This window comes from Amycolatopsis sp. NPDC049688, assembly GCF_040674975.1.
Classification (GTDB): Bacteria; Actinomycetota; Actinomycetes; order Mycobacteriales; family Pseudonocardiaceae; genus Amycolatopsis.
Genome location: NZ_JBFANY010000002.1, coordinates 821,917 through 846,158, shown reverse-complemented (window position 1 = coordinate 846,158; position 24,242 = coordinate 821,917). Strand labels below are relative to the sequence as shown.

The window sequence follows — 24,242 nt, the reverse complement described above, 5'->3', positions numbered from 1 at the left end:
TCGACCCGACGACCGTAACACTGTTACGAAACTCGGGTCAACCAGGCGGCGAAGCCTCGCCAATCACTGCCGAAAAAGCGGCAGAACCTGCGGAAATATCACGGAACAGGCCCAGCGCGACCCGCCGGGCCCACCCGCTCAACGCTGAACCGGCGCCTGCCCGTCCTCATCCAGGTTCAGGCCCAGCATCTCCAGCAACTGAACACAGTCCTCGACCCCCAGCGCACCGTGCGCCACCGCCAGCCGAGCCCGCCGCACCTGATCATCCGACACCCGCTGCGCATCGGCCGCCCCGCTTCGCTGAGCCGGCAACGCCCCCGCAAACGGAGCACTCCCCCCATCGGCACCTTCGTACCGAAGGAGGAACTGCCGCACTTCAACAGACCCGCTCATAGCCCCTCCATACGGCTCACAACAACTTGGCCGCGAGGCTAACCAGCAGCGGCCACCACACACAGCCCCCCGGAGAGTGAACCTGAGGCCACGCTCCGCTCAACGCAGCGCAATCGGCACAACCGGAGAAGAACCCCAGCCGAACGAGCGTCACCCCACCCCGAAGTGACACCACACGGGGAAATTTCCCGCTCTCCACTCGCCCAGCCAGCCAACTCGTGCAACAATCGAAGTGCTGACACACCCCCGGTCAGCGCCTGTGGAGATCCCCTCCGACCCCCGCGTTCCTCCCCCTGGCGCGGGGGTCCTCCATTTTGTTGGGCTGCTCGGGCTTCGCCCTTCGCCGGCCAACAAATGTCGGCGTGCCGACCCGGGGGGCCGAGCCCCCCGGACCCCCCACGGTGCCTCGCGCTCGGCTTCCAGCGTTGTTGCGTTCGCTTCGGGCGCTGGGCGCCCTTGCTTGTCTGGTTGCGTTTGGGTTGAAGGTCGCGTTTCCGTGGGGTGCGCCTTGCGTCCGCGCCTCCGCTGACGCTTGTCCTGGGCGTTCTTGCGACACCGGCAGTCTTCACCCTCACCGCTGGTGTCGGCCTGCGCGGCGCCTACCGCCCTTCTGCTGGCGTCCAGGCCTGCGCGGGCCTCCTCCTCCTGCTGGTGTCCGGGCCGCGGCACCGCCTTGCGCTCGTCCCCCCTGCTGCTGGCGTCCGGGCCCGCGCAGCGCCCGCCTCCCCCTCCTACTGGCGTCCGGCCCACACGGCGTCCGCCTCCCGCCCTTCCCCCCCTGCCGCTGGCGTCCGGGCCTGCGGCACCCGCCTTCCACTCTTCCCCTCTTGCTGGCGTCCAGGTCTGCCCGGCGCCTGCCCCTCTCCTGCTGGCGTGCGGGCTGCGCGGCGCCTGTCTTCCGCTCTCCCCCTCCCGCTGGCGGCCGGGGCTGTGTGGTGGCGGCTTTCGCTCGGCGGCCTTCTCGTCCCCTCCGCGGCCTGCGGATCCGGCCTTTCGCCGTTCACCGCCTCTCGTCCGCCCGCCTCCGGGGTGCGGTTGGGGGGTGATCGACTCGGTGGGTTATTTGGGGGTTGCTTTGTGTTGTTGGGGGTTGGGCTGAATGGGTGGGGTTTGGGCTGAATGGGGAAGCTGGTTGGCGTGTTGTAGCTCACAGTGGTTTGTGTGGCGAGATCTAAACGTTATCGTGGCGTCGTGCCTCTTCCCTCCCTTGGCCGCCTGAGCAGCCGCACGAACCTGAAAGCCGCCGCGTCTTCCGGTCGTCATCGTGGTGCCGCGAAGCCTGCGGACGATGGTGTTGTCGAAGACACCGAGCTGACCTCGTACCTGGCCGCGCTCGCGCCCGACAACGACCTCGAGAGCACCGGCTCCGGCAAGCGGTTCGGCGAAGCGCAGGTCTACCAGCTGCGGATGAGCCTCATCGCCAGCCAGCAGCTCAAGGACATCGCCGCCGAACGGCAGATCTCGCCCCAGGCGCTCGCGCAGGAATGGATCCTCGAGCGGCTCAACTGGGAAGGCCAGGCCTCCTCGCTGCAGGACCAGCGGCAGCAGCAGGCCGGCGACCTCGGTGACCTCACCGACGAGTTCCACTTCCCGGCCGACGCCTTCGACGCCCCCGTCGCCGGACACCGCTGAAGACGCGAAGAGAAAGGGCCCCCGGCGAGAACGCCGGGGGCCCTTCACTCAGGCCTTGAAACGCAGAGGGCCTGCTGTCAGATCGCGCGGACCTTCTGGGCCTGCGGACCCTTCTGACCCTGGCCGACCTCGAACTCCACCCGCTGGTTCTCCTCGAGGGTGCGGAAGCCGCGGCCCTCGATCTCCGAGTAGTGAACGAACACGTCGCCTTCGCCGCCGTCCTGCGCGATGAAGCCGAAGCCCTTCTCCGCGTTGAACCACTTCACAGTGCCTTGCGCCACCGCTGTACTCCTCGTTACACAGATCCGCTTCGAATGCCACCGAAGCGGCACCCCGACCGTCCCGGGCGGTTCCAACGAGACGAGTCAAGAGCGGGTCGGCTCCATGGCTCGCGTCAGAAGTTCCGCGAGTGTGAAGCCACGAACACGCAAAACGACGGCCTGAGAGCAGACTACCGGGATCTGGCCAAAGTTGAACCCCGTGATCGAGGCGAAAACCGGCTCTGCGCACCAAGGTCACCGGAACGTCGTAGGGCTCCCGCCCCCTTCCGGTGGACCGCTCGGGCTAGTCTTGCGCAGCGCATCGGCTCCGTGATCACCGGATACGGCTCGGAGTCGGTCGTGCCCCCTCAGTGAGAGCCTTCACCGGTCAGTGTGACGCGCGTCACGTAATGGTTGCTCAACGTGCACGGTCCGTGAGGCGTCTCGAAGGGGGAGGCACCAAATGGGGCAAAGGGGAATAGGTGTGACGGTGAGGACTTCCACGCGGCGCCGGGGCGCTGCCGTGGCACTGGGCCTGGTCGCCGTGCTGACGCTGGGGGCGTGCAGCAGCGAACCGACGGTCTCCGCGAGCGGCACTTCGGGGGGCGGCCCGACCAGTTCGCCCGCCCCCAGCGCCCAGCCCGCGAAACTGACGGTGACGCCGGCGGGCGGCGCCCAGGACGTCGCGCCCGGCGAACCGGTCGGGGTCCAGGTCGCCGACGGCACCATCGTCTCGGTGACGCTGACCAACCCGGACGGCAAGCAGGTCCAGGGGCAGGCGTCGGCGGACAAGAAGAGCTGGAACACCACCGAGCAGCTCGGCTACGGCAAGACCTACACCTGGTCCGGCCAGGTGCAGGGCGCCGACGGCAAGAACGTCGCCATCGGGGGCGCGTTCACCACCGTCAAGCCGAAGCGGCAGATGTCGGCCAGCCTGAACGTCGGCGACGGCCAGACCTACGGCATCGCGATGCCGATCGCGCTGAGCTTCCCGAGCCGCGTCACCGACAAGGCCTCCGTCGAGAAGGCGCTGTCGGTCGAGACCACGCCGAAGACCGAAGGCTCCTGGGGCTGGACGAACGGCGACACCTCGGTGCACTGGCGGCCGAAGGAGTACTTCAAGCCCAACACGCAGGTGAAGGTCAACGCCAAGATCTACGGCGTCAAGATCGGCGACGGCGTGTACGGCAAGCAGGACGTCTCGGCGAGCTTCGCGATCGGCCGGTCCCAGATCGTCAAGGGCAACACCACGCAGCACACCATGCAGGTGATCCGCGACGGCCAGCAGATCGCGGACTACCCGGTGAGCTACGGCCTCGACTCCGACCCGGGCCGCGTCACCCACAGCGGCGTGCACGTCGTCATGGGCAAGCAGGCCACGTACGCGATGAGCAACCCGAAGTACCACTACGAGAACGTCGTGGTGCCGTGGGCGGTCCGGATCTCCAACAACGGCGAGTTCATCCACGGCCTGGCCGCATCGGTCTGGGCGCAGGGCAAGAAGAACATCTCGCACGGCTGCCTGAACCTGTCGCCGGCGCGGGCCAAGGAGTACTACGACGGCGTGCTCACCGGCGACCCGGTCGAGATCACCGGCAGCACGCAGACGCTGACCGCCAAGGACGGCGACTACAGCGACTGGACCTACGACTGGGCGAGCTGGCAGAAACTCTCGGCGCTCGCCGGCTGAGACCACTGAGGAACACCGGGCGGCCGGGAAGCCCACTGCGGGCTTCCCGGCCGTTCGTGCTTTCCGGCTGAATCCGGTGCAACCCCCGCGCCCACCCGCCGCATGAGTACGGGCAGAGGCGCAGCGATCCTGCCGCGCCCGCGAGAATGAGGAGCTGTCTTGCGTATCCGCATCGCCCTGACCCTCGGCGCGCTCGTGCTCGCCGGTGGCGCTCTGACCGGTGGCATCGCGCTGGCTTCCGAAGCCCAGGCGCCGGCCGCCCCGACGACCCAGGTGACCCGGCCGGGCGAGCCGACCGTGGCGCCCGCGCCGGTCACCACGCGGACCCGGCCCCAGCCGCCGATCGCCGTGCCCGTCCCGCGCGAGACGACGAATCCGCGCACGGGCGCGGCGCCGCGCGTCCCCCGCGCCGTCCCGGCCGGGCCGACCGGTGACCTGCACCTCCCGGCCGTGTGGGAGACCCGGTAACCCGGTGATCTCCCGCTCCCGTCCGTCGACCGGGCCGGGCTCGCCGTGGGACGGCGAGTTCGCCCGGTACTTCGGCGAGCGCGCGCACAGCCTGCGGTCGACCGCCTTCCTGCTCTGCGGGGACTGGCACCAGGCCGAGGACCTCACGCAGGCCGCGCTGCTCAAGCTGTACCTCGCCTGGCCGAGGCTGTCGCGCCACGACGCCTTGGACGCCTACGCCCGCAAGGTCGTGCTGCGCACGTTCCTCGCCGAGCACCGGCGCAGCAGGTGGAAACGGGAGCGGCTCACCGACACGCCACCGGAACTCCCGGTGGAACCGGCCGCGAGCGGTCAGGACGAACTCGTCCGGCAGGCTCTGGCCGTACTGGCACCGAAGCAGCGTGCCGTGCTGGTGCTGCGGTACTTCGAGGACCTGAGCGTCGAAGAGACGGCGAAGGCGCTCGGCTGCAGCACCGGCACGGTGAAGTCGCAGGCCTCCCGTGGCCTGGCGACGCTGCGCAACCGGCTCGGCCCGCACTACGGTGCGCTGACCTTCAGCGCACCCACGGAGGGGAGGTGACGAACATGGACCCCGAAGACGACGTCCGCGCGTTCCTGACCGGCGCGGCCGGCGGCCCGCAGCCGCCGATGCGCCTGGAAGCCACCGACGTGATCGAGCGCGGCGGCCGGGTCCGGCGACGGCGCAAGCGCCTGGCGGTCGCGGGCACCTCGGCCGCGACGGCGGTCGTCCTCGCGGTGGCCGGTTTCCTGGCCGGTCACCGCGGCGGGCTTCCGGAGCCGGTGCAGCCGGCCGGCCCCGGGCTGTCCACGGTCGGCACCACCTCCCCCAGCCCGTCCCCCACGGAGCTGCCGGTTCCGGCGACGTCGATCGCCCCGGCGGCGCCGTCGGCCCAGCCGGACCCCACCCGGTCCCGCCACCAGCGGACATCGGTTCCCCTGGCGCCGTCCGCGGGCCCTCGGGAGACGTCCCGGTCGCTGACGTCCTCGCCGACCCTCGCGACCCGGCCGGAACCGCCGACGGCTACGCGCTAGCCGTGGCGCGGATCACCTTCCGGCGCACGTGTGCCCCGCCCGGTGATCCGGACGGGGCACACGGCTTTCCGAAAACCGCTCAGCCGCGAGCGGTCGCGGAGGTCAGATTTCCGCTGTTGTCCTCGGTGTCGATCTGCTCCATCGGCACCTGCGAAGTCTCCGGGATCTTGATGATCGGGATGATCGCGATCAGCGCCGCCGCCATCAGGTAGTACGCCGGCCAGTCCTCGTTGCCGGTGCTCTTGATCAACGCCGTCACGATGACCCCGGCGGTGCCGCCGAACAGCGACGTCGAGATGTTGTAGCCGATCGCGAACGAGCCGTAGCGCACCCGGGTGGGGAACATCGCCGGGAACGTCGAGCCGATCACCGCGAGGATGAAGACCAGCAGGATCGCCACGATCAGGAACCCGACGAACAGCCACAGGATGCTGCCGGACTGCATCAGCTTGAGGCTGGGCCAGCTCAGCACCAGGAACCCGATGGCCGCGGTGAGCAGCAGCGGTTTCCGCCCGATCCGGTCGGAGAGCGCGCCGAGCGGGATGATGATCGCCATCTGGATCACCTCGACCGCGATGATGATCAGCGTCGCCGTGTTGTCGTTGATCTTCAACGTGTCCGTGAAGTACGTCGGCATCGTGGTCAGCAGCAGGTAGTCCGCGACGTTCAGCAGCAGCACGATGCCGATCAGGTTGAGGATCATCCGCCAGTTGCGGGCGAAGATTTCCTTCAGCGGCGCCTTCTTCGGTGCCTCGCCCGCGGCTTCCATCCGGCGGAACTCGGGGGTGTCCTCGAGCTTGTTCCGCAGGTAGAGCCCGATCAGGCCGAGCGGCAGCGCGACGAAGAACGGGATCCGCCAGCCCCAGGCGTCGACCTGCTCGGGCGACAGGGACAGCGTGACGGACAGCACGACGAGGTTGCCGAGGACGTACCCGCCCAGGGTGCCGAGTTCGAGGAAGCTGCCGAAGAAGCCACGGCGCTTCGTCGGCGAGTATTCGGCGATGAACGTCGCCGCTCCGCCGTACTCGCCGCCGGTGGAGAAGCCCTGGATGATCCGGAGCAGCAGGATCGCGATCGGCGCCGCGATGCCCATGCTGTAGCTGCCGGCGTACGTCGGCAGGACGCCGACCAGGAAGGTGCAGCCGGACATCAGCAGGATGGTGATGGCGAGCACCCGCTTGCGGCCGATCTTGTCGCCGAGCGGGCCGAAGAACGCCCCGCCGAACGGGCGCACGATGAACCCGACCGCGAGCAGCGCCAGCGACTTCAGGACCGCGTTGCCTTCGCCGGGGAAGAACAGCGTGCCGATGCTGGCGGCGATCGCGCCCGAGGTGAAGACGCCGTAGTCGTACCACTCGGTGGCGTTGCCCATGGCCGACGCCCACACAGCGCGCTTGACGGTTCTCTCGTCCACTGACGGTTTGCCCGTCGTTGCTGCTGGTTCGCTCATGCCGGCGACGACTCCTCCCGTGCAGTGCCCGTGGGGCTGTTCGAGCTCATCGGCCCAGTGTTGACCGGCTGTTGCAGGTCGGCAGCCTGAGCCGGGAATTGTCTACGGTGGGGAACTTTCCGGCTACTGACCGGTACGGTCGGTTCGCCGACGTCCCGGGGCGCGCGTGGCGGCTCCTTACCCGCCGGTTAACGTCAGCGCATGAGTCGTGTTTCTCAACCCTGGCCGCCGGTGGCGGTGGAGCCGGCGCTCCCGCACCCGAAGGCCCCGGCGCCGGGCACGGAGCTCGGCGTGCACTTCGCCGAGTGCTTCGGCTGCGGCGACGAGGCCGACGCCGGGCTGCACCTGCGGTCGACGGTCGGCGAGGGCCAGGTGGTGCACTCGCGGTTCACGGTCACCGCGGCCCACCAGGGTGCGCCCGGCCTCGCCCACGGCGGCCTGCTGGCCTGCGCGTTCGACGAGGCCCTCGGTTCGACGGTCGGCAACCTGATGCGCCGGCCGGCGGTGACCGGCAAGCTGGAGACGGACTTCCGGCGGCCGGTCCCGGTCGGTTCGACGCTGTTCATCGAGGCCCGCCTGGACGGCATCGCGGGCCGCAAGATCTACGTGAGCGCGGACGGCCGCCTCGACGCCGAGGACGGCCCGATCGCGGTGAGCGCGCGGGCGTTGTTCGTCGTCGTCGGTTTCGAGCACTTCAGCACCCACGGGGACCCCGAGGCGCTGAACAAGCTCGCCGCGCAGCACGAGAAGAACCAGCGGGAACGCGGCGAGCGCGACTGGGAGATCAATCCCTGACCCGCTCCCCCGCCGGTCGTGAGTGGTCAGGCGAGCTGACCACTCACGACGGCGTCAGGTGAGGGTGCGAGGCCGGATGGCGTTCGCCCGGTCGACGAGCTCGACGCGTTGCTCGATCGTGGCCGCCAGCCGGGCCAGGGCCCGGTAGCAGCGCTCAAGGCCGAACCGAAGCTCGCGTTCCTCGAGCGGGCAGCCCAGCACCCGCGCACCGGGTGTCGGCCTGCCGTGCTTGAGCCACTCGTGCGCGGCTTCGAGCACGTTCGCGCTCAGCCGGGTCTGGCGTTCGACGTCCAGGCGGAGCCGTTCGAGCCGGGCCGACGCGTCGAGCAGGTCGTTCTCGGTGACCGGGGTCTCGCGGCCGTTCGCCTTGGTCACCGTCGTCTTGATCTTGATCGCCGCGACCTGCGCGTCGACGTAGTGGGTCGACGACGGCGGCACCGTCTCGAGCACCTCGACCGCGCTCGCCCGCGCACCCTGCGCCAGGTACACGCGGGCGAGGCCGAAGGCGGCGCTGACGTACGTGCGGTCGGTGCGCCAGACGAGCTCGTAGAACCGCGCGGCGGCGAAGTAGTCTCCGACGCCTTCGGCGCTGATGCCGAGGGCGAGCTTCGGCGCGATCTCGCCCGGCAGGTCGTCGTACACCGCTTCGAACGCGACGTGCGCCACCCGCGAACGGCCGCCCGCGAGCTCGATGAGGCCGCGGTACCAGTCGATCCGCCAGTCGTGCGGGAAGCCGTTCTTGATCGCCAGGTACTGCGCCGCCTGCAGCTGCCGCTGCGCTTCGGCGAGCTCGCCGAGCTCGATCCGGGCGCGGACGATCCGCAGCCGGACCTCGATGGACTCCCGCGGCGCGCCGGCGAGGGCCTCGATGGCGGCGCGCGGGTCGAGCGCGGTCGTGGTGGCGAGCACGCCCGCCGCCGGGTCGTCCGTGTCGACCTGCGGGATCGGCAGGCCGGCGACGACCTCGTCCGCGCCGGGCAGCGGCACGCTGGCGCCGGCTTCGGGCACCACCAGCTGCACGCCGAAGGTGCGGCTCTCCGGGCCGAACACCGTGGACGCGCCCGGCCGCGGCTTGCCGGTGCCGAGCGCCATGATCTCGCGCAGCACCCCGGTGAGCTGGTCGGCCATCTCCTCGGCGGAGAGGAACCGCCGGTCCGGGTCGGCGTGCGTCGCGCGCCGCAGGAACCGGTAGTAGGAACCGAAGAGCGCAAACAGCGGGACCGCGTCCGGGCCGGGCAGCGTCGTCTTGAACTTGGTGGTGTAGCCGGTGAATTCGAAGCTCAGCACCGCGAGCGTACGGCCGACGGTGAACAGGTCCGACGCGATCGACGCGCCCTGCGTCGGGAGTTCCGGCGCGCTGTAGCCGGTGGTGAAGAACAGCGGGCTCTCGTAGTCGTCGGTGCGGCGGACCGCGCCGAGGTCGATCAGCTTCAGCTGTTCGTTCGTCTGGATGACGTTGTCGGGCTTGAGGTCGCAGTAGAGCATGCCCTGGCTGTGCAGGTAGCCGAGCGCGGGCAGGATCTCCAGCCCGTAGGCGATGACCTGGCCGATCGGCAGCGGCTCGGGACGGCGGCTTTCCCGGTGGTGCGCCAGGGCGAGCTGCCGCAGCGACTGGCCGCCGACGTACTCCATGACGATGTAGCCGGTGGTCGTCCCGCTGTGCGCGTCCGGGTGCTGCACGAAGTTGTGGATCTTGACGATGTTCGGGTGCTCGACCTCGGCGAGGAACCGCTGCTCGTTGGCCGCGGCCGCCATCGCCGTCGCGTCACCGGTGTCGATCAGTCCTTTGAGGACGACCCAGCGGTCACTGACGTTGTGGTCCTGCGCCAGGTAGATCCAGCCGAGGCCGCCGTAGGCGATCGCGCCGAGGACTTCGTACTGGCCGCCGACGAGCTCGTGGGGCTGCAGCTTGGGGACGAACGAGAACGGCGCGCCGCAGTTCTCGCACTTCCCTTCCGGCGAACCGGGTTCGCCGTCCTTGCCGCGGCCGACCTTGGCGTTGCAGCTGCCGCAGAACCGCTTTTCCTCCGACACCACGGGGTTCGTCAGCACGGCGGACGCGGGGTCGCGCGCGGGCACCGATGGCACCTCGACCAGCCCGGCGCCGAGCCGGCCGCGGCGGGACCGCGACGTCCGGGACGACGTCCGCCGCGAGGTGCCCGGGAACGAACCGGACCCCGAGACCGAGCCACTGCCCGATCCTGTCCCGGTTCCGGTGTGCCGTCCTTCGCTGGTGCGCTCGGGCAGGACGCTTTCGGTGCCCGGGTCCGGCAGCGGGGTCCCGGGCCCGGTGTCCGGCCGCGGCGTCGGCGGCATGATGCTCTGCGTCTCCGGCGCCGGCGACGCGAGCACGCTCGTCAGCTGCGGCTCGTCGGGCTGCGGCGGGCGGACGGCCTGCGTCGGCACCGGCTGGACCGGCGGCACGACGGGGTTCATGCTGCCGGGCGGCTTGGTCGGGTCGTCCGCGCCCGGGATCGGCGCCCCGCGCGGCGGCGTCGGCGGGCGGCGCACGGGGGCGTGGAAGACCGTCTCCTCACCGCCGGACGGCTCGCCCTCGTCGAGGCGGCCCGAGATCGACGGCTCCGGCGTCTCCCACCGCACCGGTGGCGGCGGCTGCCAGCTGCTGCCGGGCGTGGCCGGCTGCGGCCGGTCGTCCGGTGCGGCGTGCCGAGGACGGCGCGGCTCCTCCGACACTGCTACCTCCCAGATCCCCGACGACGTGCGGGAATCGATCCTAGTCGCGACCGGCTCACTGGTACTGCGGCTGCGGCGGTGACGCCGGCCCCAGCGACGGTTCCACCCAGTGGCGGTAGCTGTTCTGCCAGGCGCCGCTGTTGCGGATGTTCTCGAGCACGGCGTTGACGAACTTGACCATGTCCTCGTTGTCCTTCGGCACGCCGATGCCGTAGTTCTCCTGCGTGAACTGGTCGCCGACGACCTGCAGCGTCGGGTCCTGCGCGGCCATCCCGGCGAGGATGGTGTCGTCGGTCGACACCGCCTCGACCTGGCCCTGCTGCAGCATCACCAGGCAGTCCGACCAGTTGTCCACCGAGACCGCCACCGGCTTCGCCGGGTCCGTCGCGATCTTCGCCAGCGACGTCGACTTCTTCGCCGCGCACACCTTCTTGCCGCTCAGGTCGGCCAGCTTGGTCGCCTTCGACTCCTTCGTGACCAGCAGCCGCTGCCCGGCGACGTAGTAGACGGAGGAGAACTGGACGTCTTTCTTGCGCGCGCAGGTGATGCTGTAGGTCCGGACCACGATGTCGACCTGGTGCTGCGCGAGGACGTCCTGGCGCTGCGACGACGTGATCGCGCGGAACTGGACGTGGCCTTCGGGCGCGCCGAAGATCGAGCGGGCGATCTCGTTGACGAGGTCGATGTCGAAGCCCTCGAGGTTGCCCGAGGTCGGGTTGCGGAACCCGAACAGGTAGGTGGTCTGGTCGACGCCGGCGATGAGCTTGCCGCGTTCCTTGATCTTCGCCATGGTCGAGCCGTCGGGGATCGACGTGCCCTTGTCGGGCGCCAGGCTGGCCAGCGGGTTGCAGCTGGTGTCGCTGCCGCCGCCGGCCGCCGCGTCCGGGCCGCCGACGTGCGCGGGCTGCGGCCAGGCCGCGTCGCCGACCGGAGCCGGGTCGACCGGTTTGCCGGGGCTGCCGCAGGACGCCGCCAGCAGCGCGACGACCGCCAGCACGCCCGCCCGGACCGTGATGCCGCGCCTGTTCACCGGTACTCCCTCAGTCGCTCCCGGATGCCCATGGTGACACCGGCCGCGGCGACGATCGCGAGCACGGCGAGGCCGGGCGCGAGGAACGTCAGCGCGTTGTCGCCGCGGTGGGTGTCGTCGAGGAATTCCTGCCTGCCGACGTCGATGGCCGCCTGGAGGCTGTCGTCGAGGCGGCGGAACGCCGGTGCCGAGCCGTCGGTCTTGTCCTCCAGCACGGCGAAGTCGACGGCCTCCTGGTACTGCCCGGCGTCGTCCTGGGCGCGGACCACCTTGTGCGCCTTGAGCCAGTCGTTCGCGGCCTTGGTCGCGTCGGCGACCCTCGTGACGCCTTCGCCGTCCTTGATCAGCCCACGGGCTTCGCCGAGCAGGCCGCCTTGGCCGTCGGCGCCGACGAGCTGGGCCGCGTTGGCGCCGAAGTCCTTCTCGTACGCCCCGCCGTCGCCGCGGGCGACCAGCGTCAGCGTTTCGTCCGCGCGGGCCTGCAGCGCGGCGATGCGCGCGCGGACCAGCACGTCGACGCGGTGCGAGCCGTCGTCCTGGCCGCTGCCGACCAGGCTGCCCTGCACGACCAGCGCGACCGCGCCCCACAGGAGGGAGACCACGACGGCGGCCGTGGCGACGACGAGCCCGACGTTGAGCAGCCGGTTGGTGCGGCGGGTCAGGTAGACCTGCGCGACGACGAGCGCGGCCAGCAGCGCGACCATCAGGATGGCGGCGGCCCACGGGAAGCCCGTCGCGCTGTTCTGCTCGTCGATCAGGCGCGCGGTATCGACGCGGTAGAGGTCCTGCGCGGCCGGGAGGATCTTCGCCCGCATCAGCTCGGAGGCCTCGCGGAGGTAGGACGCGCCGACCGGGTAGCCGAGCCGGTTGTTCGCGCGGGCCGTCTCGACGAGCCCGGTGTAGACGGGCAGCGACTGGTTGAGGACGTCGACCGGGGCCGCGTCGGCGACGTCGGAGGCGTCGGACGCGGCCTTGGCGAGCGCGGCACCGGCTTCGGCGATGTCACGCTCGTAGCGCTGGCGCAGCTCCGGCGGTTCGGTGCCGATGGAGAGGAACGCGCTCGCGGCGGTCGCGTCGGCGTCCGAGAGCGAGCGGTAGACCTGCTGCGCGGCGGCGGCGAGGGGTTCGCGGTGGTCGATGACGCCGCTGATCGTGTCGTCGCGGTTCTGCACCGACAGCGTCGCGACGAGCCCGGCGATGAGGGACAGCAGCACCAGCCCGACGGCGATGACGGTGAGCCGGCCGGGGGTGGTCGCGGCGGACCGGACGATCGCGCGGACGCCCTGGCCGGGCAGGTCCAGCAGCCCCAGCAGGCCGCTGCGGCCCCCGGTGCGGTCGCGGCCGTCCGGTGGCGACGGTGGGGGTCCTGGCGCGGGCGCCGCGGGACCCGGGGCCGTCGCAGTGCTGGTCATCCCCGAATTCCTCCCCGTACCTTCCGGGGCTGCGGGTTTCCCCACCCCGGATCCCCCGAAAAGCTCTGTGAGCCGTACCCGCAGAAGGTAGCCGAGTCGCCGCGCGCGCAGCCACCGGCACCGCCCGCTGTCATCAGCACGTGATCTCGGCGTGCAAGCCGCTCACCCGCGCTTCACCTGTTCGAGTGACGTTCGTCGCGGCTCTCCGACGGGTGGCCACCCTTGTCCACAGTGGACTCAGCCGCGGATGGCCGGGGCGAGGGAGTGCGGGAGCACGGCTTCGGGCGTCGGCGGCCGCCGGACCACCACCTCGACCTCGTCGGCGAAGCGGTACGGCTTGGCGCCGAGGATGCCGCCGAAGTGGCGCCGCAGCCGGGACATCTCGGCGCGGACGGTGACAGTGCGCCCGGCGTCGCCGAACAGGTCCGCCGACAGCTCCGACGCCGAGCGGCCGCCACGGTGGCTGGCCAGCACGTACAGCATCTCGGCGTGGCGCGGGCTCAGCCGGTGCGTCCAGGTCCCGGCCGCGCCGGCCACGGTGAGCTCCGGCTCGCGCGGCGACCGGACGTCGAGCACGACGCGGGTGGGCGGGGCCGCTTCGGTCTCGGTCAGGCGGATCAGCCAGCCGCCGGGGACCGGCTCGACGGCGCAGCTGCCGTACGCCGGCAGCCAGACCCGGCCGGGCGTGAGGCCGGTGGGCAGCGCGATCCGGTCGACCGGCGCGAGCCCGGCGGCCGCGGCGACCCAGCCGTGCTCGTCGGCGACCACGGCCGGGCCGCCGCCGACCTTCGCCAGGACTGGCACGGCGAAGCCGCGGAGCCGTTCGAGTTCGGTGAGGTGGGTGGTGCGCAGCTGGGACTCCGCGAGCCGCGTCACGGCGTCTACCAGCGCCAACGTCGTCGCGTGGACCGTCGACGCCGGCCCGGAGAGGTCGACGACACCGAGCAGCCTGCCGTCGCGCGGGTCGTGCAGGGGCGCGGCCGCGCAGGTCCAGCCGTGCTGGGCACGGACGTAGTGCTCGGCGGAGTAGATCTGGATCGGGGTGCGCGCGACCAGCGCGGTGCCGATCGCGTTGGTGCCGACGGACTCTTCCTGCCAGTCGGCGCCTTCGACGAACCCGAGCCGGTCGGCGCGGCGGCGGACCGCGGCGCTGCCGTCGCGCCAGAGGACCGCGCCGCCCGCGTCGGCGATCACCATGATGTGCGCGGCCTGCTCGGCGAGGCTGATCAGGCCGTCGCGCAGCGTCGGCAGCGCCTCGGCCAGCCCGCTCGCGCGGCGGCGCGCTTCCAGCTGTTCGAAGCTCAGGACGGGAGCGGCGGCCCGGCTGTCGGGGTCCATGCCGAGGCGGCGCATGCGTTGCCAGGACGCGCCGATGACGGCCCGCGGGCGGCTGGGCGGCGGTTTGCCGCTCAGGGCCGCTTCGTGCACCTGCGCGAGGACACGGGCGTGCCGCCGGGGATCCGCCCCGGCCGGCAACGCCGCCTCGAGGTCTCGCTGCCCCAACCGCCGCTCCTTGTGCCTTTGCCTCCCCGGAGTCTGCCGTTTCGCTGCGGTGATCGGAAGGTGGCGCACATCGCGCTTTGCCCGGTTCAGTAGCGGGCGTAGACGTCGGTTCGCGGGCCGTCCGGCGCGGTTGTCGCGGTGGAGAGCGAGTCCTGGATGAGCTTCGCGACTTCGGTGTCGATGTCGTCGAGGACCTGTTCTGCCAGCTCACCGCTGTCGGTGACGCGGGCGCGGAACCGCTCGAAGCCGCCTTCACCCGGCGCGATCTCGATCAGGGTCGGGCCTCCGCCGCCGCGGGCGCGGCCGATCGCCTCGCCCGCCGCTTCGTGCACGGCGAAGAAGTCGGCACCGTCGACGATCACACCGGGCATGCCGAGCGCGGCCACCCGATCGGCGTAACCGCTGTCCTCCGCGACGAAGATGGCGGGGAGGTTCCAGGCGCACGCGAGGTTCAGCGCCTCCGACGTCGCGCCCGGGTGGCCGGCGCCGTCGCCGAGGAAAGCCACGCCGACACCGCCGTTGTCCTGCTGTTTCGCGGCGAGCGCGGCCCCGCAGACGAGAAGGGGGATGCCGCCGAGCGTGCCGTCGGCGACGCGGGTCCGGCGCCCGCGGACTTCCGCCATCATCGCCCTGACGTCGGCCCCTTTGGCGATGCGGTGACCGTGCCGGCGGTGGGCGCCGGCGATGACGTCCCGGCCGTCGAGGTGGAGGCAGACCCCGGCCGCGGCGGCCTCCTCGCCGGCGCTCCGGTCGCCGGTCTCCTGGCGGACGCGCTCTTCGAAGGCCCGGATGGTGCACATCACGCGATACGCACCCCGCAGGGCGTCAGTCATCTTCGACGCTCCTTCCCCTGTTCGGTCTCCGTGCGCAGCAGCCCTTTCCGCGCCGCCTCTGCCATCGCCGCCCGGACGTCGACGACCCACGGCCCGTCCGGCTTGAGCTCGACGAACGCGCTCTCCCCGGTCTTCAGCTCGAGCTCCCGCTCGCCGTCGAGCGCGATGACGCCGCCGGCGGCCGCGAGTTCGACGCGCACGCCGGGCTGCAAGAGTCCCCAGCCGCGCACCCCGACGGGCCGCACGAGGCCCGGCGCGATCGGCGCGTGCACGACGTACGGCGTCTCCCCGACCGGTCCGAGCTGCAGCGCCACGCCGTCCGGGCTCGACCGCGGGCTGGGGCAGAGTTGGCCAGGAACGCTCGAGAGGCCGATTCCGTCCGGCTCGGCGAAGGTGCAGTACAGCTCGGTGAGCGAGGACGGGTCCCACAGCGCCCGCGCCCCGATGTGCCTGCTCAGCGACACGCAGACGTCGACGAGCGCGATCTCGCGACGCGCCTTCGTGACGACCTCCAGCACGCTGACGCGGTGGGTGACGAGGTCGGGATCGATCTGCCCGGTGGCGATCAGCCCGGCGGCCAGGCCGGCCACGGTCGCCTCCCGCACCTGCGGGAAGACGTTGTTGGTGCCGGTGGAGAGGGCGAGGATCGGCACGTCTTCGCACGCGGCTGCAGCCACGCGGGCTGTGCCGTCGCCGCCGAGGACGACGATGACCCCGGCGCCGGCCTCGACCATCCGGCGCACCGCGTTCGTCGTGTCGGCCGCGGTGCCGGTGATCGGATCGTCCGCGCAGAAGTCGACCTTCGGCCAGGTCCCGCCGCGGCCGAGGGCGCGCAGGACCGCGGCGGAGATCCCGCCGAGATCGGTCGAGACGAGCGCGCGGTCGAGCCCCGTGACGGCGAACGCCGCCAGCAGCCGCTGGACCATGTTCGCCTTTTCCGCGGTGGGGAACACCGAAGCCTGCGCGACCAGCCGGCGGATGTCCCGCCCCGAAGCCGGGTTCGCGACGATCCCCGCCACCGTTTCGCCCACCTGACCTCCTTGTCGTGCTTCGCAGAACAGGAGACCCCGCGATCGGCGCGGGCGGAAGGGTTGCAGGGCGTTGCAGTGTTCGGGCGTGCTCGAAGCGTCACAGATCACACCGGCGCGTCCCACGGGTTGGTCGTCAGTGGACTGTCCAACCGGGAGACGGGGAAGAACCAACCGAGACGGGGCCCCGGCGGCGGGTTACCGCAGGGCGCCTTCGAAGGTGTAACCGGCCTCTTCGACAGCGGCGCGGACGTCGCCTTCCGCCAGCGCGGTTTCGGCACGCACGAAGACGCGGCGCGCCGGGACGTCGACGTCCACTTCGGCCACTCCGGGCAGCGCCGAGATTTCCTCGGTGACCGACTGGGCGCAGTGTCCGCAGCTCATCCCGGAAACGGTGTAACCGTGCTCGATCATGGAGCGCAGCCTACGAAAAGGGCCGCCACCCTGAACGGGTGACGGCCCTTTCCCAAGATCAAAGTCAGATCACGGTGACCGACGTGGCCTGCGGGCCCTTCTGGCCCTGGCCGATCTCGAACTCGACGCGAGCGTTCTCCTCGAGGGTACGGAAGCCGTTACCCTGGATCTCGCTGTAGTGAACGAAGACGTCGCCGCCACCGTTGTCGGGGGTGATGAAGCCGAACCCCTTCTCGGAGTTGAACCACTTCACAGTGCCCTGAGTCATCAAAAATCTCCATGTGTAACACCAAAACAGGAAGCCACTTCGGCGACCCGGGTCAGCACCCGGACGGTTTGCTTCCTCGGTGAGGAGACACTACGCCCGCTGAGTTCTGCGAGCGTGACTCATCACGAACACAAAAATCGAGACCATATGCAGTAAAGCACACGTTCACCAGGGCGGACAAGCGGTCTTCACCCCCGCGGGGTGAGCTATTCGCCACTCGCCGGGCGCAGGCCCTCGGTCGCGAACGGCGAGCGCCACGCGGTGTCGTGCTCGCCGGCGATGACGGCGTCGTCGTGGGCCTCGGCACTGGCGCTGAACAGCACCGGCACGACGCCGGAGGACTTCCGCGCTGCTTCGGATGCGTGCTGGTGATCGGTCACGTCGAAACTCCCCTCGTTCCCTGCCCGCTTCGGCGCGGGTCATGACCGTGATGGTGCCATGCGGCACCGACAGAAACCGGTTGTCTCCCGCCGGGACCCGGCCGGGAAGGTTCAGCGGCGAACCACCACCGGAACACCGCCAGGTTACCCGAGCCAACGCCCTGCTACCACACGACATTCCCGTCTTTTCCGGAACGAAACGCCGCAGAATCCTTACTGTGCGGGAGGTTGCGGGCGCGCCTGCCCGAGGAGGGCCGAAAGCCGCACGTCAGGAGTCACCACGTCGGGGTCCGTACGCACGTCGATGACGCACGGCCGCTGCCGCACCAGCGCGCTGGCGATGATGGGTTCGAGCTCTTCACGATCGTCCACGGTGTACCCGGCCGCGCCCAGTCCACGCGCCCACGAAGCGAAGTCGGTCAACGGGATGGAGACCCCGGTGAGCCTGCCGTAGGTGCGGGCCTGGTGCATGGCGAGCGCCCCGTGCACGCCGTTCTGGAAGACGACCACCATGACCGGAGCCCGGTACCGGACGGCGGTTTCGATCTCCTGCCCGGTCATCAGCGTTCCGGCGTCCCCGACCATGGCGACGACGGTCCGCCGCGGCTCGGCGAGCTTCGCCGCCACGGCGGCCGGTACGGCGTAGCCCATCGCGGCGTTACTCGGACCGAGCTGGCTGCGCGGCGCAGTGAAGCACCAGTAGCGGTGCATGAACTGCGCGAAGTTGCCTGCGTCGCTGGTCACGATGGTGTCCTCGGGCGCCAGCCTTCGCAGCGCGCGGACGACGTCGACGGGGTGCACCCGCGTGTTCCCGCTGGTGTCGGGCGGAGTCATGAAGGTGTGGACGGCCGCGTTGGCCGCCGAAGCCCGCCGCGTCCGCGGCGACGCCACCGCCCGCAGCTCCCGCAGGAACGGCTCGACCTCCGAGTCGACGCGGAAGGTCAGCCCCCGCCGTTTCGGGCTGACATCGATGCCGGTGCCGACCATGACCAGCGTCTGCTGTGCCGTCGGGTAGCGGTAGGCCTGCGTCGTCACCTCGTCGAGCTGGGTGCCGAGCGCGAGCACCAGGTCGGCGCGCTCGAGCGCGTCCAGCTGCCGGGCCGGGATGCCGAGCCCGAGGTGCCCGGCGTACCGGGCGTGGTTTTCGGGGAAGGCGTCCTGCCGCCGGAAGGCGTTGTAGACGGGCAGCGCGAGTTCGTCGGCAACGGCGATCAGCTCGTCCCGCGCCGACCGCGCCCGCCCCCCGACGATGACGACCGGGTACTTGGCCTCGTCCACCAGCTGCGCAACGGCATCCGCCGAACGGCCCAGCGTCCCGGACGCCGGCGGCCGCACCCGCGCCATCGGTTTCGCCGCGTCGTAGGGCATGCCCCAGATGTCGCAGGGCACGCCGAGGACAACCGGCCCCGGCCGGCCTTCCTGGGACGTCGTGAGCGCGTGCGCCAGCAGCCCGGGCAGACCGTCCGGGTCGGTGACCCGCACTGTCGATTTGGCGATCGATTCGAACATGGCCGTGAGGTCCGAGGTCGGCAGCTCCCCGGACGACGACCACACCGGCTCGGTCGCCGGCGTCTCCAGCAGCACGACCATGGGCGTCTCGTCCTGGTAGGCCGTCTGGACGCCGATGGCCAGGCTCGCCGCGCTCGGCCCCCGGCTGGCGAGCAGCACGGCGGGACGTTCGGTGAGCTTGCCCTCGGCCTCCGCCATGAACGCCGCGCCTGCGTCGTGCCGCGCCGAAACCAGCGTGATCTCGCGCTCGCGCTGCAGGGCGTCGAGCAGTTCCAGGAAGGACTCACCGACCACCGCGTACACGCGGCGGACACGCGCCTCGGTCAGGATCCGCACGGCCGTCTGGGCGACGGTCGCTCCCAGTTGGTATCTAATGAGGAGAGCTTAGGCGGGCACCGTTCAGTGCAGTCAAGTGATCTTCACCGAAACCGGACAAGGATGGGCCGAATGTCCGATTTGACCGACTGGTAGCCGATCAAGGGAGCGAGGACCACCGACTTGGCCGCGACCGAACATGAAACTGTTTTTACTTATGGCGCACCGGCGTTGAAGTACGGCACCGGCGCCAGCGACGAGATCGGCTACGACCTCACCCAGTACGGCGCCCACCGCGTCCTCGTCGTGACCGACCCGCAGGTGGCCGCAACCGGCTGGCCGCAGCGCATCGCCGAAGGCATCGCCGGCTACGGCATCGAGACCGAGGTCTTCGACGGCGTACACGTCGAGCCCACCGATGTCAGCATGCAGAAGGCGGTTGACTTCGCCCGCGGAACCGGTCCGTACGACGCCTTCGTCGCCGTCGGCGGCGGCTCGGCCATCGATACGGCCAAGGCCGCGAACCTGCTGACCAGCAACGACGGCGAGCTGATGGACTACGTCAACGCCCCCGTCGGCGGCGGCCGCGCACCGGACCGCCCCCTGAAGCCGCTGGTCGCGGTCCCCACCACCACCGGCACCGGTTCGGAAAGCACCACGGTCTGCGTCCTGGACGTGTTGTCGCTGCGCGTCAAGAGCGGGATCAGCCACTTGCGGCTGCGCCCGACCCTGGCCGTCGTCGACCCGCGTCTCACCGTCAGCCAGCCACCGGCGGTGACGGCCGCCAGCGGCATGGACATCCTGTGCCACGCCGCGGAGAGCTACACGGCCAAGCCGTACACCGAGTTCGAGCGCAAGCGCCCGGAACAGCGCGTGCCGTACTGCGGCTCGAACCCGCTGGCCGACATGTTCGCCGAGCAGTCGCTGCGGCTGCTGTCGTGGGCCCTCCCGGCGGCCGTGCGCGACGGTGCCGACCTCAAGGCGCGCGAGGCCATGGCCCTGGCCGCGACGTTCGCCGGACTCGGGTTCGGCAACGCCGGCGTGCACATCCCGCACGCGAACGCGTACCCGATCGCCGGGCAGGTCAGGGATTTCCACCCGGAAGGTTACCCGGGCGAAGAACCCATGGTCCCGCACGGCATGGCGGTCTCCCTGACCGCGCCCGCGGCGTTCCGCTTCACCTTCGGCGCAGCGCCGGACCGCCACCTGCGCGTCGCACGCCTCCTGGCGCCCGACTTCGAGTGGCCCGGCGACTTCGCCGACCACCTGCCCGCGGTGCTGATCGACCTGATGCGGCAGATCGGCATCCCGGACGGCATCGGCGCCGTCGGCTACACAGAGTCCGATGTGGACTCCCTCGTCGAAGGAACGCTGAAGCAGCAACGCCTGCTGGCCACCGCCCCGCGCGAGGCGTCCGCGGACGACCTTTCGGTCATCCTGCGCGAGTCGGTGTCGCTGTGGTGAACGGGTACCCGCACTGGCAGACGGTGCCGTTGCGCTGGAAGGACAACGACGTCTACGGCCACGTCAACAACGTCGTCCACTACTCGCTGATGGACACCGTGATCAACACGTGGCTCATCGAGCAGGGCGGCCTCGACATCGAAGCCGGGGCGGTGATCGGGCTGTGCGTCGAGTCGCACTGCGGGTATCACGCATCGGTGTCCTTTCCTGGGTCGTTGCGGGTCGGGTTGCGGGTGGCGCACCTCGGGAAGTCCAGCGTCCGCTACGAGATAGGGATGTACGCCGCCGACGAGTCCCTGGTCGCCGAAGGGCATTTCGTGCACGTCTTCGTGGACCGCGAGTCCCGCCGCCCGACGCCGGTATCCGGCAAGCTGCGCGAGGCACTGGAAGCTCTGCAGCCCGGGTGAGGTGCACCGCCACCGGCTCACCTCCTTTCCGGCGGTGTCGATTCCGGGCTGCGTTCTTCCTGCCCTTCCGATGATGCACGACGGCACCGACAGAACCGGCCGATCGACCCGAGTTGTCCACAGCCACCGCAAACATCGGCGAGTTGTCCACAGATTTCCATCGAGGGGTTCCGCGCCCCTCCGCCGACGATAAGCTGAAAGCCCCATGAGATCAATCCACAGTGGACGAGCAGGCGGCTCACCGGAGCGGCTGGTCACACGGATGGCGACCTAGGCGTCGATCCGGTGGCGGCACGAGCGTGAGCAACCGGCTCACCACAGAAGTGGATTAGCAGTGGTTGCGGGCCGTTCCCGGAAGGCGTCCCGCGCGCGGACGCACCACTGCCCACACGCGGTCGTGGAGCTTGCGGAGCCGAGCCGGAAGGCGCCCCGCCGGCGATCGCACCACGACCGCGGACGGCCAGGTAGAGGTCGTGGTCGTTGCCGGAAGGCGCCCCGGCAGCGACCGCGCCTCTACCCCGGGCGGCGAACCCCTGTTACTGGGAGTTGGCCGCCCGCCCCGGGCCGTCGTGGCGTCACGGTCACCGGCCAGTGGCCAGGTGGAGCGGTGTACCGCCCATGAAGGGCAGGACTTCGTGGCCATCGAGCAGAGCGGCGAGCGAAAGGAGGATCCCCGCACTGCCGGTCTTGACGTCCATCGAGAGCCGCAACAGACGGTCACCCGGGAAGGCGAGGCCGCCTTTGTACGGCACCGCGTACCAGGCCAGCCAGGCCAGGTGCTGGTCGATCGCCGCGCGGACGGATTGGTCCGCGTTCGTGTTCACGCCCAGCGCCACCGCGAGTCCGCACCGGCCGTTGAGTAACCCGGGGTGCATGACGAACTCACCGCGGCAGGCATCCCGCAGCGCGGCGACGCTCTCGCACGCCTCGGCATCGGGACGGTGCCGTGCCAGCTGCTCCGCGACGAGGAGAATCCCGGCGCTCCCGACGCCGGCGTAGGGCAACGTACGGGCCACACCGTCGCGCACCTGCAGCGAGCCGTCGTCAGCCTCGACGCATTCCTCGAGGTCGCGGCACAGCGCCTGCTCGGCGAACGACAGCCAGGCCGGCTCCCCGGTGCGCTCGAAAAGCCGGATGAATAGCAGCGCAGGCCCGGACCAGCCGGACAGCAGCCCGGCGCGAGCCGAGTTCCCCGGCGGCGTCGCCGTCTCCAACGCCTCCGCCAGCCGGACGGCCGTGGTCAGCGCCTGGCGCCCGAACTCGTTGTCCTGCCGGACCGTCGCGAAGTGCAGCATCGTGAGCCCGATCCCCGCGAGCCCGCTCTCCAGGGAGTGATCGGTGGTCTGCTCGACGAGCTGTGCGCACGACGCCAGCAGTCTGCTCGCCTCGTCGTGGTGTCCGAAGCTCTCCAGCACATAGGCGATGCCGGAGCTGCCGTCGTAGAAGCCCGGCCGGGTCGGCGGATGACGCCGGACCGAATCGATCAGCCAGCGTTCGTGCTCGGAGAACCGCCCGGCGCCGACCACGTCGAGGGCGTGCAGCACACCAGCGGCACCGACGCCGAAACAGGCGCCACCGACCTCGAACTGCTCGACGTCGCCGGGGAACAACCGATCGTGGCGTGTGGGGGTCGCGCTGGCCAGAATCGCCTCGACGATCTGCTTGCGAACCAACGCCCAGTCCGGCTTGTCATGGTCGTGGTCGAGCTCGGCGTGGACCGGCGCCGGATCCGCGACGCCATGACGCGGAGCCAGCACCGCGACTGCGCCATCGGCATACCCTTCGGGCAGCGCGAACCGGCGTTCGACGAAACCGGCGACACGGCCCAGCTTCGCCGGGGCGAGCTTCGTCAGCGGGAAAAGTGGCAGGAACAGCCACAGGCGCAACGCAGCTACCGCATGCTCGTCGATCTCGAATCCGGCCCGGTCCTCCGGAGCGCAGAAACCGGGCGCACCTGGCGCCGGCCGTTCGCCGGACTCGACGTCGAACGCCGTCTCGAAGTCGGTCAGGGAGATCCGGTCATCGTGATCTTCGTCGATCAGGATGCTGTGCGGGTGCAGGCCGCCCAAGACGATGCCGAGGGCGTGGATCGCCTCGATCGTCTTCTCCACTCCCGCGACGATTTCCAGCACACGCCGGGTGTAGGCGGAGAGGTCGGCCGCCGTCGTGCTGTGCCTGGTCAGTGGATGATTGCGGGTTGTCCAGGTGTCCAGGGAGGTACCCGGCAGGTACTCCATCGCCAGGTAGTGGCGTTCCGAGACGGTGAACTGCTCGAGCACCTGCGGCACGCCGGGGATGCCGGCGAGCCGGACGAGCACGTCGTGTTCACGGCGGAGCCGTTCGACGGCGTCGGCTCGCCCCTCGTCAAGGCCGGTGTACGACCGCGCCTCCTTGAGGAGGACCTGGTTGCCACCCGCCTTGGGGACGGCGAGGTAGCTGCCGCCGCCGCTCGAGACGTGCAGCGGGCTCGTCAGCCGGTAGGGGAACCGGACCGGATCACCGCCTCTGCGCGCAGCCATCTTGGCGTGCAAACAGGCCGGAATCTTCACCCAATCGGGCACCGAGAACGTTGGTCCCTGCCGGTCGGGCACCAGTCTGCCGTCCGGCTTGCGCACCGCGGGGACGCGGCGGCCGTCATGTTCGACCCACTGTTCGTCGAATCCTCCGTAACGCACGTAGAGCGGCGCGTCGCCGTACCGAAGATCGCTCGGAATGTCAGGACCGTGCTCGCCCGCGAGCCGCGCCGACAGGTCCACGAGCACTCGCTCGAGTTCGTGATCGTTGTCTGGGTAAATGACCGCCAGCTCGACGCTGCCGGCGGGGGAAGCGTATTTCGAATTCCGTGCAAGCAAGGCTGACGCCGAGCGGAGGTGCTCGTACGAGACCTGGTGCTCGACGCAGCTCTCGCAGACCTGCGTCAGCACGCGGCGCGCGTTGTCCGGACCAGCGGAGACACGGATCTTCCAGCCCTGCGCAGGGAGCGCACGTCCCGCCGGACGCATCGCACGCCAAACGCCCTTGTCCGCGCTGACCCAGCCGGCTTCCGGGACCGGGAGCGTCGTGGTGAAATCGTCGATCGGCGCGCCGTTTTCCTGCTGTTCGTCGTAGAACAACGGATCAGCGAAGCAAAAAGCTTCGTGGCGCAGGTCCATCCGAGATACCCCTCCGTACGATCCCCGGGCACCACGGCTCCGGCACGGAGCATATTCCCCCACACCGAACCGCCCTGCGCCAATCCGCCAACCCGGCGGTTCAACTGACCTAT

At 70.5% G+C, this 24,242-nt stretch carries 22 protein-coding genes; 8 read left to right on the top strand and 14 right to left on the bottom strand.

The window, feature by feature from the left end; genetic code table 11:
- Positions 1 to 138: 138 nt before the first annotated feature.
- Entirely contained in the window at positions 139 to 393 is a 255-nt protein-coding gene (locus AB0J55_RS10045; protein ID WP_003097372.1) for a hypothetical protein, read from the bottom strand.
- 1,191 nt (positions 394 to 1,584) lie between these two features.
- Here AB0J55_RS10045 and AB0J55_RS10040 point away from each other — a divergent pair.
- Complete coding sequence (locus AB0J55_RS10040) at positions 1,585 to 2,025, top strand: hypothetical protein (RefSeq protein ID WP_364245381.1); 441 nt, start codon at positions 1,585 to 1,587, stop codon at positions 2,023 to 2,025.
- A 77-nt stretch (positions 2,026 to 2,102) separates the two neighbouring features.
- Here the strand turns inward: AB0J55_RS10040 and AB0J55_RS10035 are convergent, their stop codons facing one another.
- Entirely contained in the window at positions 2,103 to 2,306 is a 204-nt protein-coding gene (locus AB0J55_RS10035) for a cold-shock protein (protein WP_003097368.1), read from the bottom strand.
- 469 nt (positions 2,307 to 2,775) lie between these two features.
- Between AB0J55_RS10035 and AB0J55_RS10030 the strand changes: the two genes are divergently transcribed.
- The 4 genes from AB0J55_RS10030 to AB0J55_RS10015 all read left to right on the top strand — a co-directional run bounded on the left by AB0J55_RS10030 (position 2,776) and on the right by AB0J55_RS10015 (position 5,475).
- Complete coding sequence (locus AB0J55_RS10030) at positions 2,776 to 3,975, top strand: Ig-like domain-containing protein (protein ID WP_364245378.1); 1,200 nt, start codon at positions 2,776 to 2,778, stop codon at positions 3,973 to 3,975.
- 159 nt (positions 3,976 to 4,134) lie between these two features.
- Positions 4,135 to 4,443, top strand: coding sequence for a hypothetical protein (locus AB0J55_RS10025; protein ID WP_364245375.1), 309 nt, complete (start codon positions 4,135 to 4,137; stop codon positions 4,441 to 4,443).
- A 4-nt stretch (positions 4,444 to 4,447) separates the two neighbouring features.
- Positions 4,448 to 5,002 carry a SigE family RNA polymerase sigma factor gene (locus tag AB0J55_RS10020; RefSeq protein WP_033263345.1) on the top strand — a complete coding sequence of 185 codons (555 nt, stop codon included), beginning with the start codon at positions 4,448 to 4,450 and terminating at the stop codon, positions 5,000 to 5,002.
- A gap of 5 nt (positions 5,003 to 5,007) precedes the next feature.
- Positions 5,008 to 5,475: a hypothetical protein gene (locus AB0J55_RS10015; protein WP_364245371.1), complete on the top strand. Its 468-nt coding sequence runs from the start codon at positions 5,008 to 5,010 to the stop codon at positions 5,473 to 5,475.
- A 79-nt stretch (positions 5,476 to 5,554) separates the two neighbouring features.
- On the opposite strand, the gene AB0J55_RS10010 is transcribed toward AB0J55_RS10015, so the two are convergent.
- A complete protein-coding gene (locus tag AB0J55_RS10010) occupies positions 5,555 to 6,889 on the bottom strand; it encodes an MFS transporter (RefSeq protein WP_364246019.1) in 1,335 nt (444 codons plus the stop codon).
- Between the two features lie 237 nt (positions 6,890 to 7,126).
- On the opposite strand from AB0J55_RS10010, the gene AB0J55_RS10005 reads away from it, so the two are divergent.
- Positions 7,127 to 7,720 carry a PaaI family thioesterase gene (locus tag AB0J55_RS10005; RefSeq protein ID WP_364245368.1) on the top strand — a complete coding sequence of 198 codons (594 nt, stop codon included), beginning with the start codon at positions 7,127 to 7,129 and terminating at the stop codon, positions 7,718 to 7,720.
- A 54-nt stretch (positions 7,721 to 7,774) separates the two neighbouring features.
- Here the strand turns inward: AB0J55_RS10005 and AB0J55_RS10000 are convergent, their stop codons facing one another.
- The 10 genes from AB0J55_RS10000 to AB0J55_RS09955 form a co-directional block, all read right to left on the bottom strand.
- Complete coding sequence (locus AB0J55_RS10000; RefSeq protein WP_364245365.1) at positions 7,775 to 10,414, bottom strand: tetratricopeptide repeat protein; 2,640 nt, start codon at positions 10,412 to 10,414, stop codon at positions 7,775 to 7,777.
- A 55-nt stretch (positions 10,415 to 10,469) separates the two neighbouring features.
- Positions 10,470 to 11,444 carry a glutamate ABC transporter substrate-binding protein gene (locus AB0J55_RS09995; RefSeq protein WP_364245362.1) on the bottom strand — a complete coding sequence of 325 codons (975 nt, stop codon included), beginning with the start codon at positions 11,442 to 11,444 and terminating at the stop codon, positions 10,470 to 10,472.
- A complete protein-coding gene (locus tag AB0J55_RS09990; protein WP_364245359.1) occupies positions 11,441 to 12,856 on the bottom strand; it encodes a hypothetical protein in 1,416 nt (471 codons plus the stop codon). The genes AB0J55_RS09995 and AB0J55_RS09990 overlap by 4 nt, the downstream gene beginning before the upstream one ends.
- A 237-nt stretch (positions 12,857 to 13,093) precedes the next feature.
- Positions 13,094 to 14,359, bottom strand: coding sequence for a GAF domain-containing protein (locus tag AB0J55_RS09985; RefSeq protein WP_364245356.1), 1,266 nt, complete (start codon positions 14,357 to 14,359; stop codon positions 13,094 to 13,096).
- A gap of 86 nt (positions 14,360 to 14,445) precedes the next feature.
- On the bottom strand, positions 14,446 to 15,192 hold the full coding sequence (locus AB0J55_RS09980; protein ID WP_364245353.1) for a thiamine pyrophosphate-dependent enzyme: 747 nt from the start codon (positions 15,190 to 15,192) through the stop codon (positions 14,446 to 14,448).
- Entirely contained in the window at positions 15,189 to 16,223 is a 1,035-nt protein-coding gene (locus AB0J55_RS09975) for an NAD(+)/NADH kinase (RefSeq protein ID WP_364245350.1), read from the bottom strand. The genes AB0J55_RS09980 and AB0J55_RS09975 overlap by 4 nt, the downstream gene beginning before the upstream one ends.
- A 195-nt stretch (positions 16,224 to 16,418) precedes the next feature.
- On the bottom strand, positions 16,419 to 16,634 hold the full coding sequence (locus tag AB0J55_RS09970) for a heavy-metal-associated domain-containing protein (RefSeq protein ID WP_364245347.1): 216 nt from the start codon (positions 16,632 to 16,634) through the stop codon (positions 16,419 to 16,421).
- Between the two features lie 64 nt (positions 16,635 to 16,698).
- Positions 16,699 to 16,902, bottom strand: a complete 204-nt coding sequence (locus tag AB0J55_RS09965; RefSeq protein ID WP_004563013.1) for a cold-shock protein — start codon at positions 16,900 to 16,902, stop codon at positions 16,699 to 16,701.
- A 206-nt stretch (positions 16,903 to 17,108) separates the two neighbouring features.
- A complete protein-coding gene (locus tag AB0J55_RS09960; protein WP_364245344.1) occupies positions 17,109 to 17,282 on the bottom strand; it encodes a hypothetical protein in 174 nt (57 codons plus the stop codon).
- A gap of 213 nt (positions 17,283 to 17,495) precedes the next feature.
- Positions 17,496 to 19,154: a thiamine pyrophosphate-dependent enzyme gene (locus AB0J55_RS09955; protein ID WP_364246016.1), complete on the bottom strand. Its 1,659-nt coding sequence runs from the start codon at positions 19,152 to 19,154 to the stop codon at positions 17,496 to 17,498.
- A 135-nt stretch (positions 19,155 to 19,289) separates the two neighbouring features.
- On the opposite strand from AB0J55_RS09955, the gene AB0J55_RS09950 reads away from it, so the two are divergent.
- Both AB0J55_RS09950 and AB0J55_RS09945 read left to right on the top strand, forming a co-directional pair.
- Positions 19,290 to 20,570 carry a hydroxyacid-oxoacid transhydrogenase gene (locus tag AB0J55_RS09950; RefSeq protein WP_364245341.1) on the top strand — a complete coding sequence of 427 codons (1,281 nt, stop codon included), beginning with the start codon at positions 19,290 to 19,292 and terminating at the stop codon, positions 20,568 to 20,570.
- Positions 20,564 to 20,977 carry a thioesterase family protein gene (locus tag AB0J55_RS09945; protein WP_364245338.1) on the top strand — a complete coding sequence of 138 codons (414 nt, stop codon included), beginning with the start codon at positions 20,564 to 20,566 and terminating at the stop codon, positions 20,975 to 20,977. The genes AB0J55_RS09950 and AB0J55_RS09945 overlap by 7 nt, the downstream gene beginning before the upstream one ends.
- Positions 20,978 to 21,558: 581 nt before the next feature.
- On the opposite strand, the gene lanKC is transcribed toward AB0J55_RS09945, so the two are convergent.
- Positions 21,559 to 24,129: a class III lanthionine synthetase LanKC gene (gene lanKC, locus AB0J55_RS09940; protein WP_364245335.1), complete on the bottom strand. Its 2,571-nt coding sequence runs from the start codon at positions 24,127 to 24,129 to the stop codon at positions 21,559 to 21,561.
- Between the last annotated feature and the right edge of the window lie 113 nt (positions 24,130 to 24,242).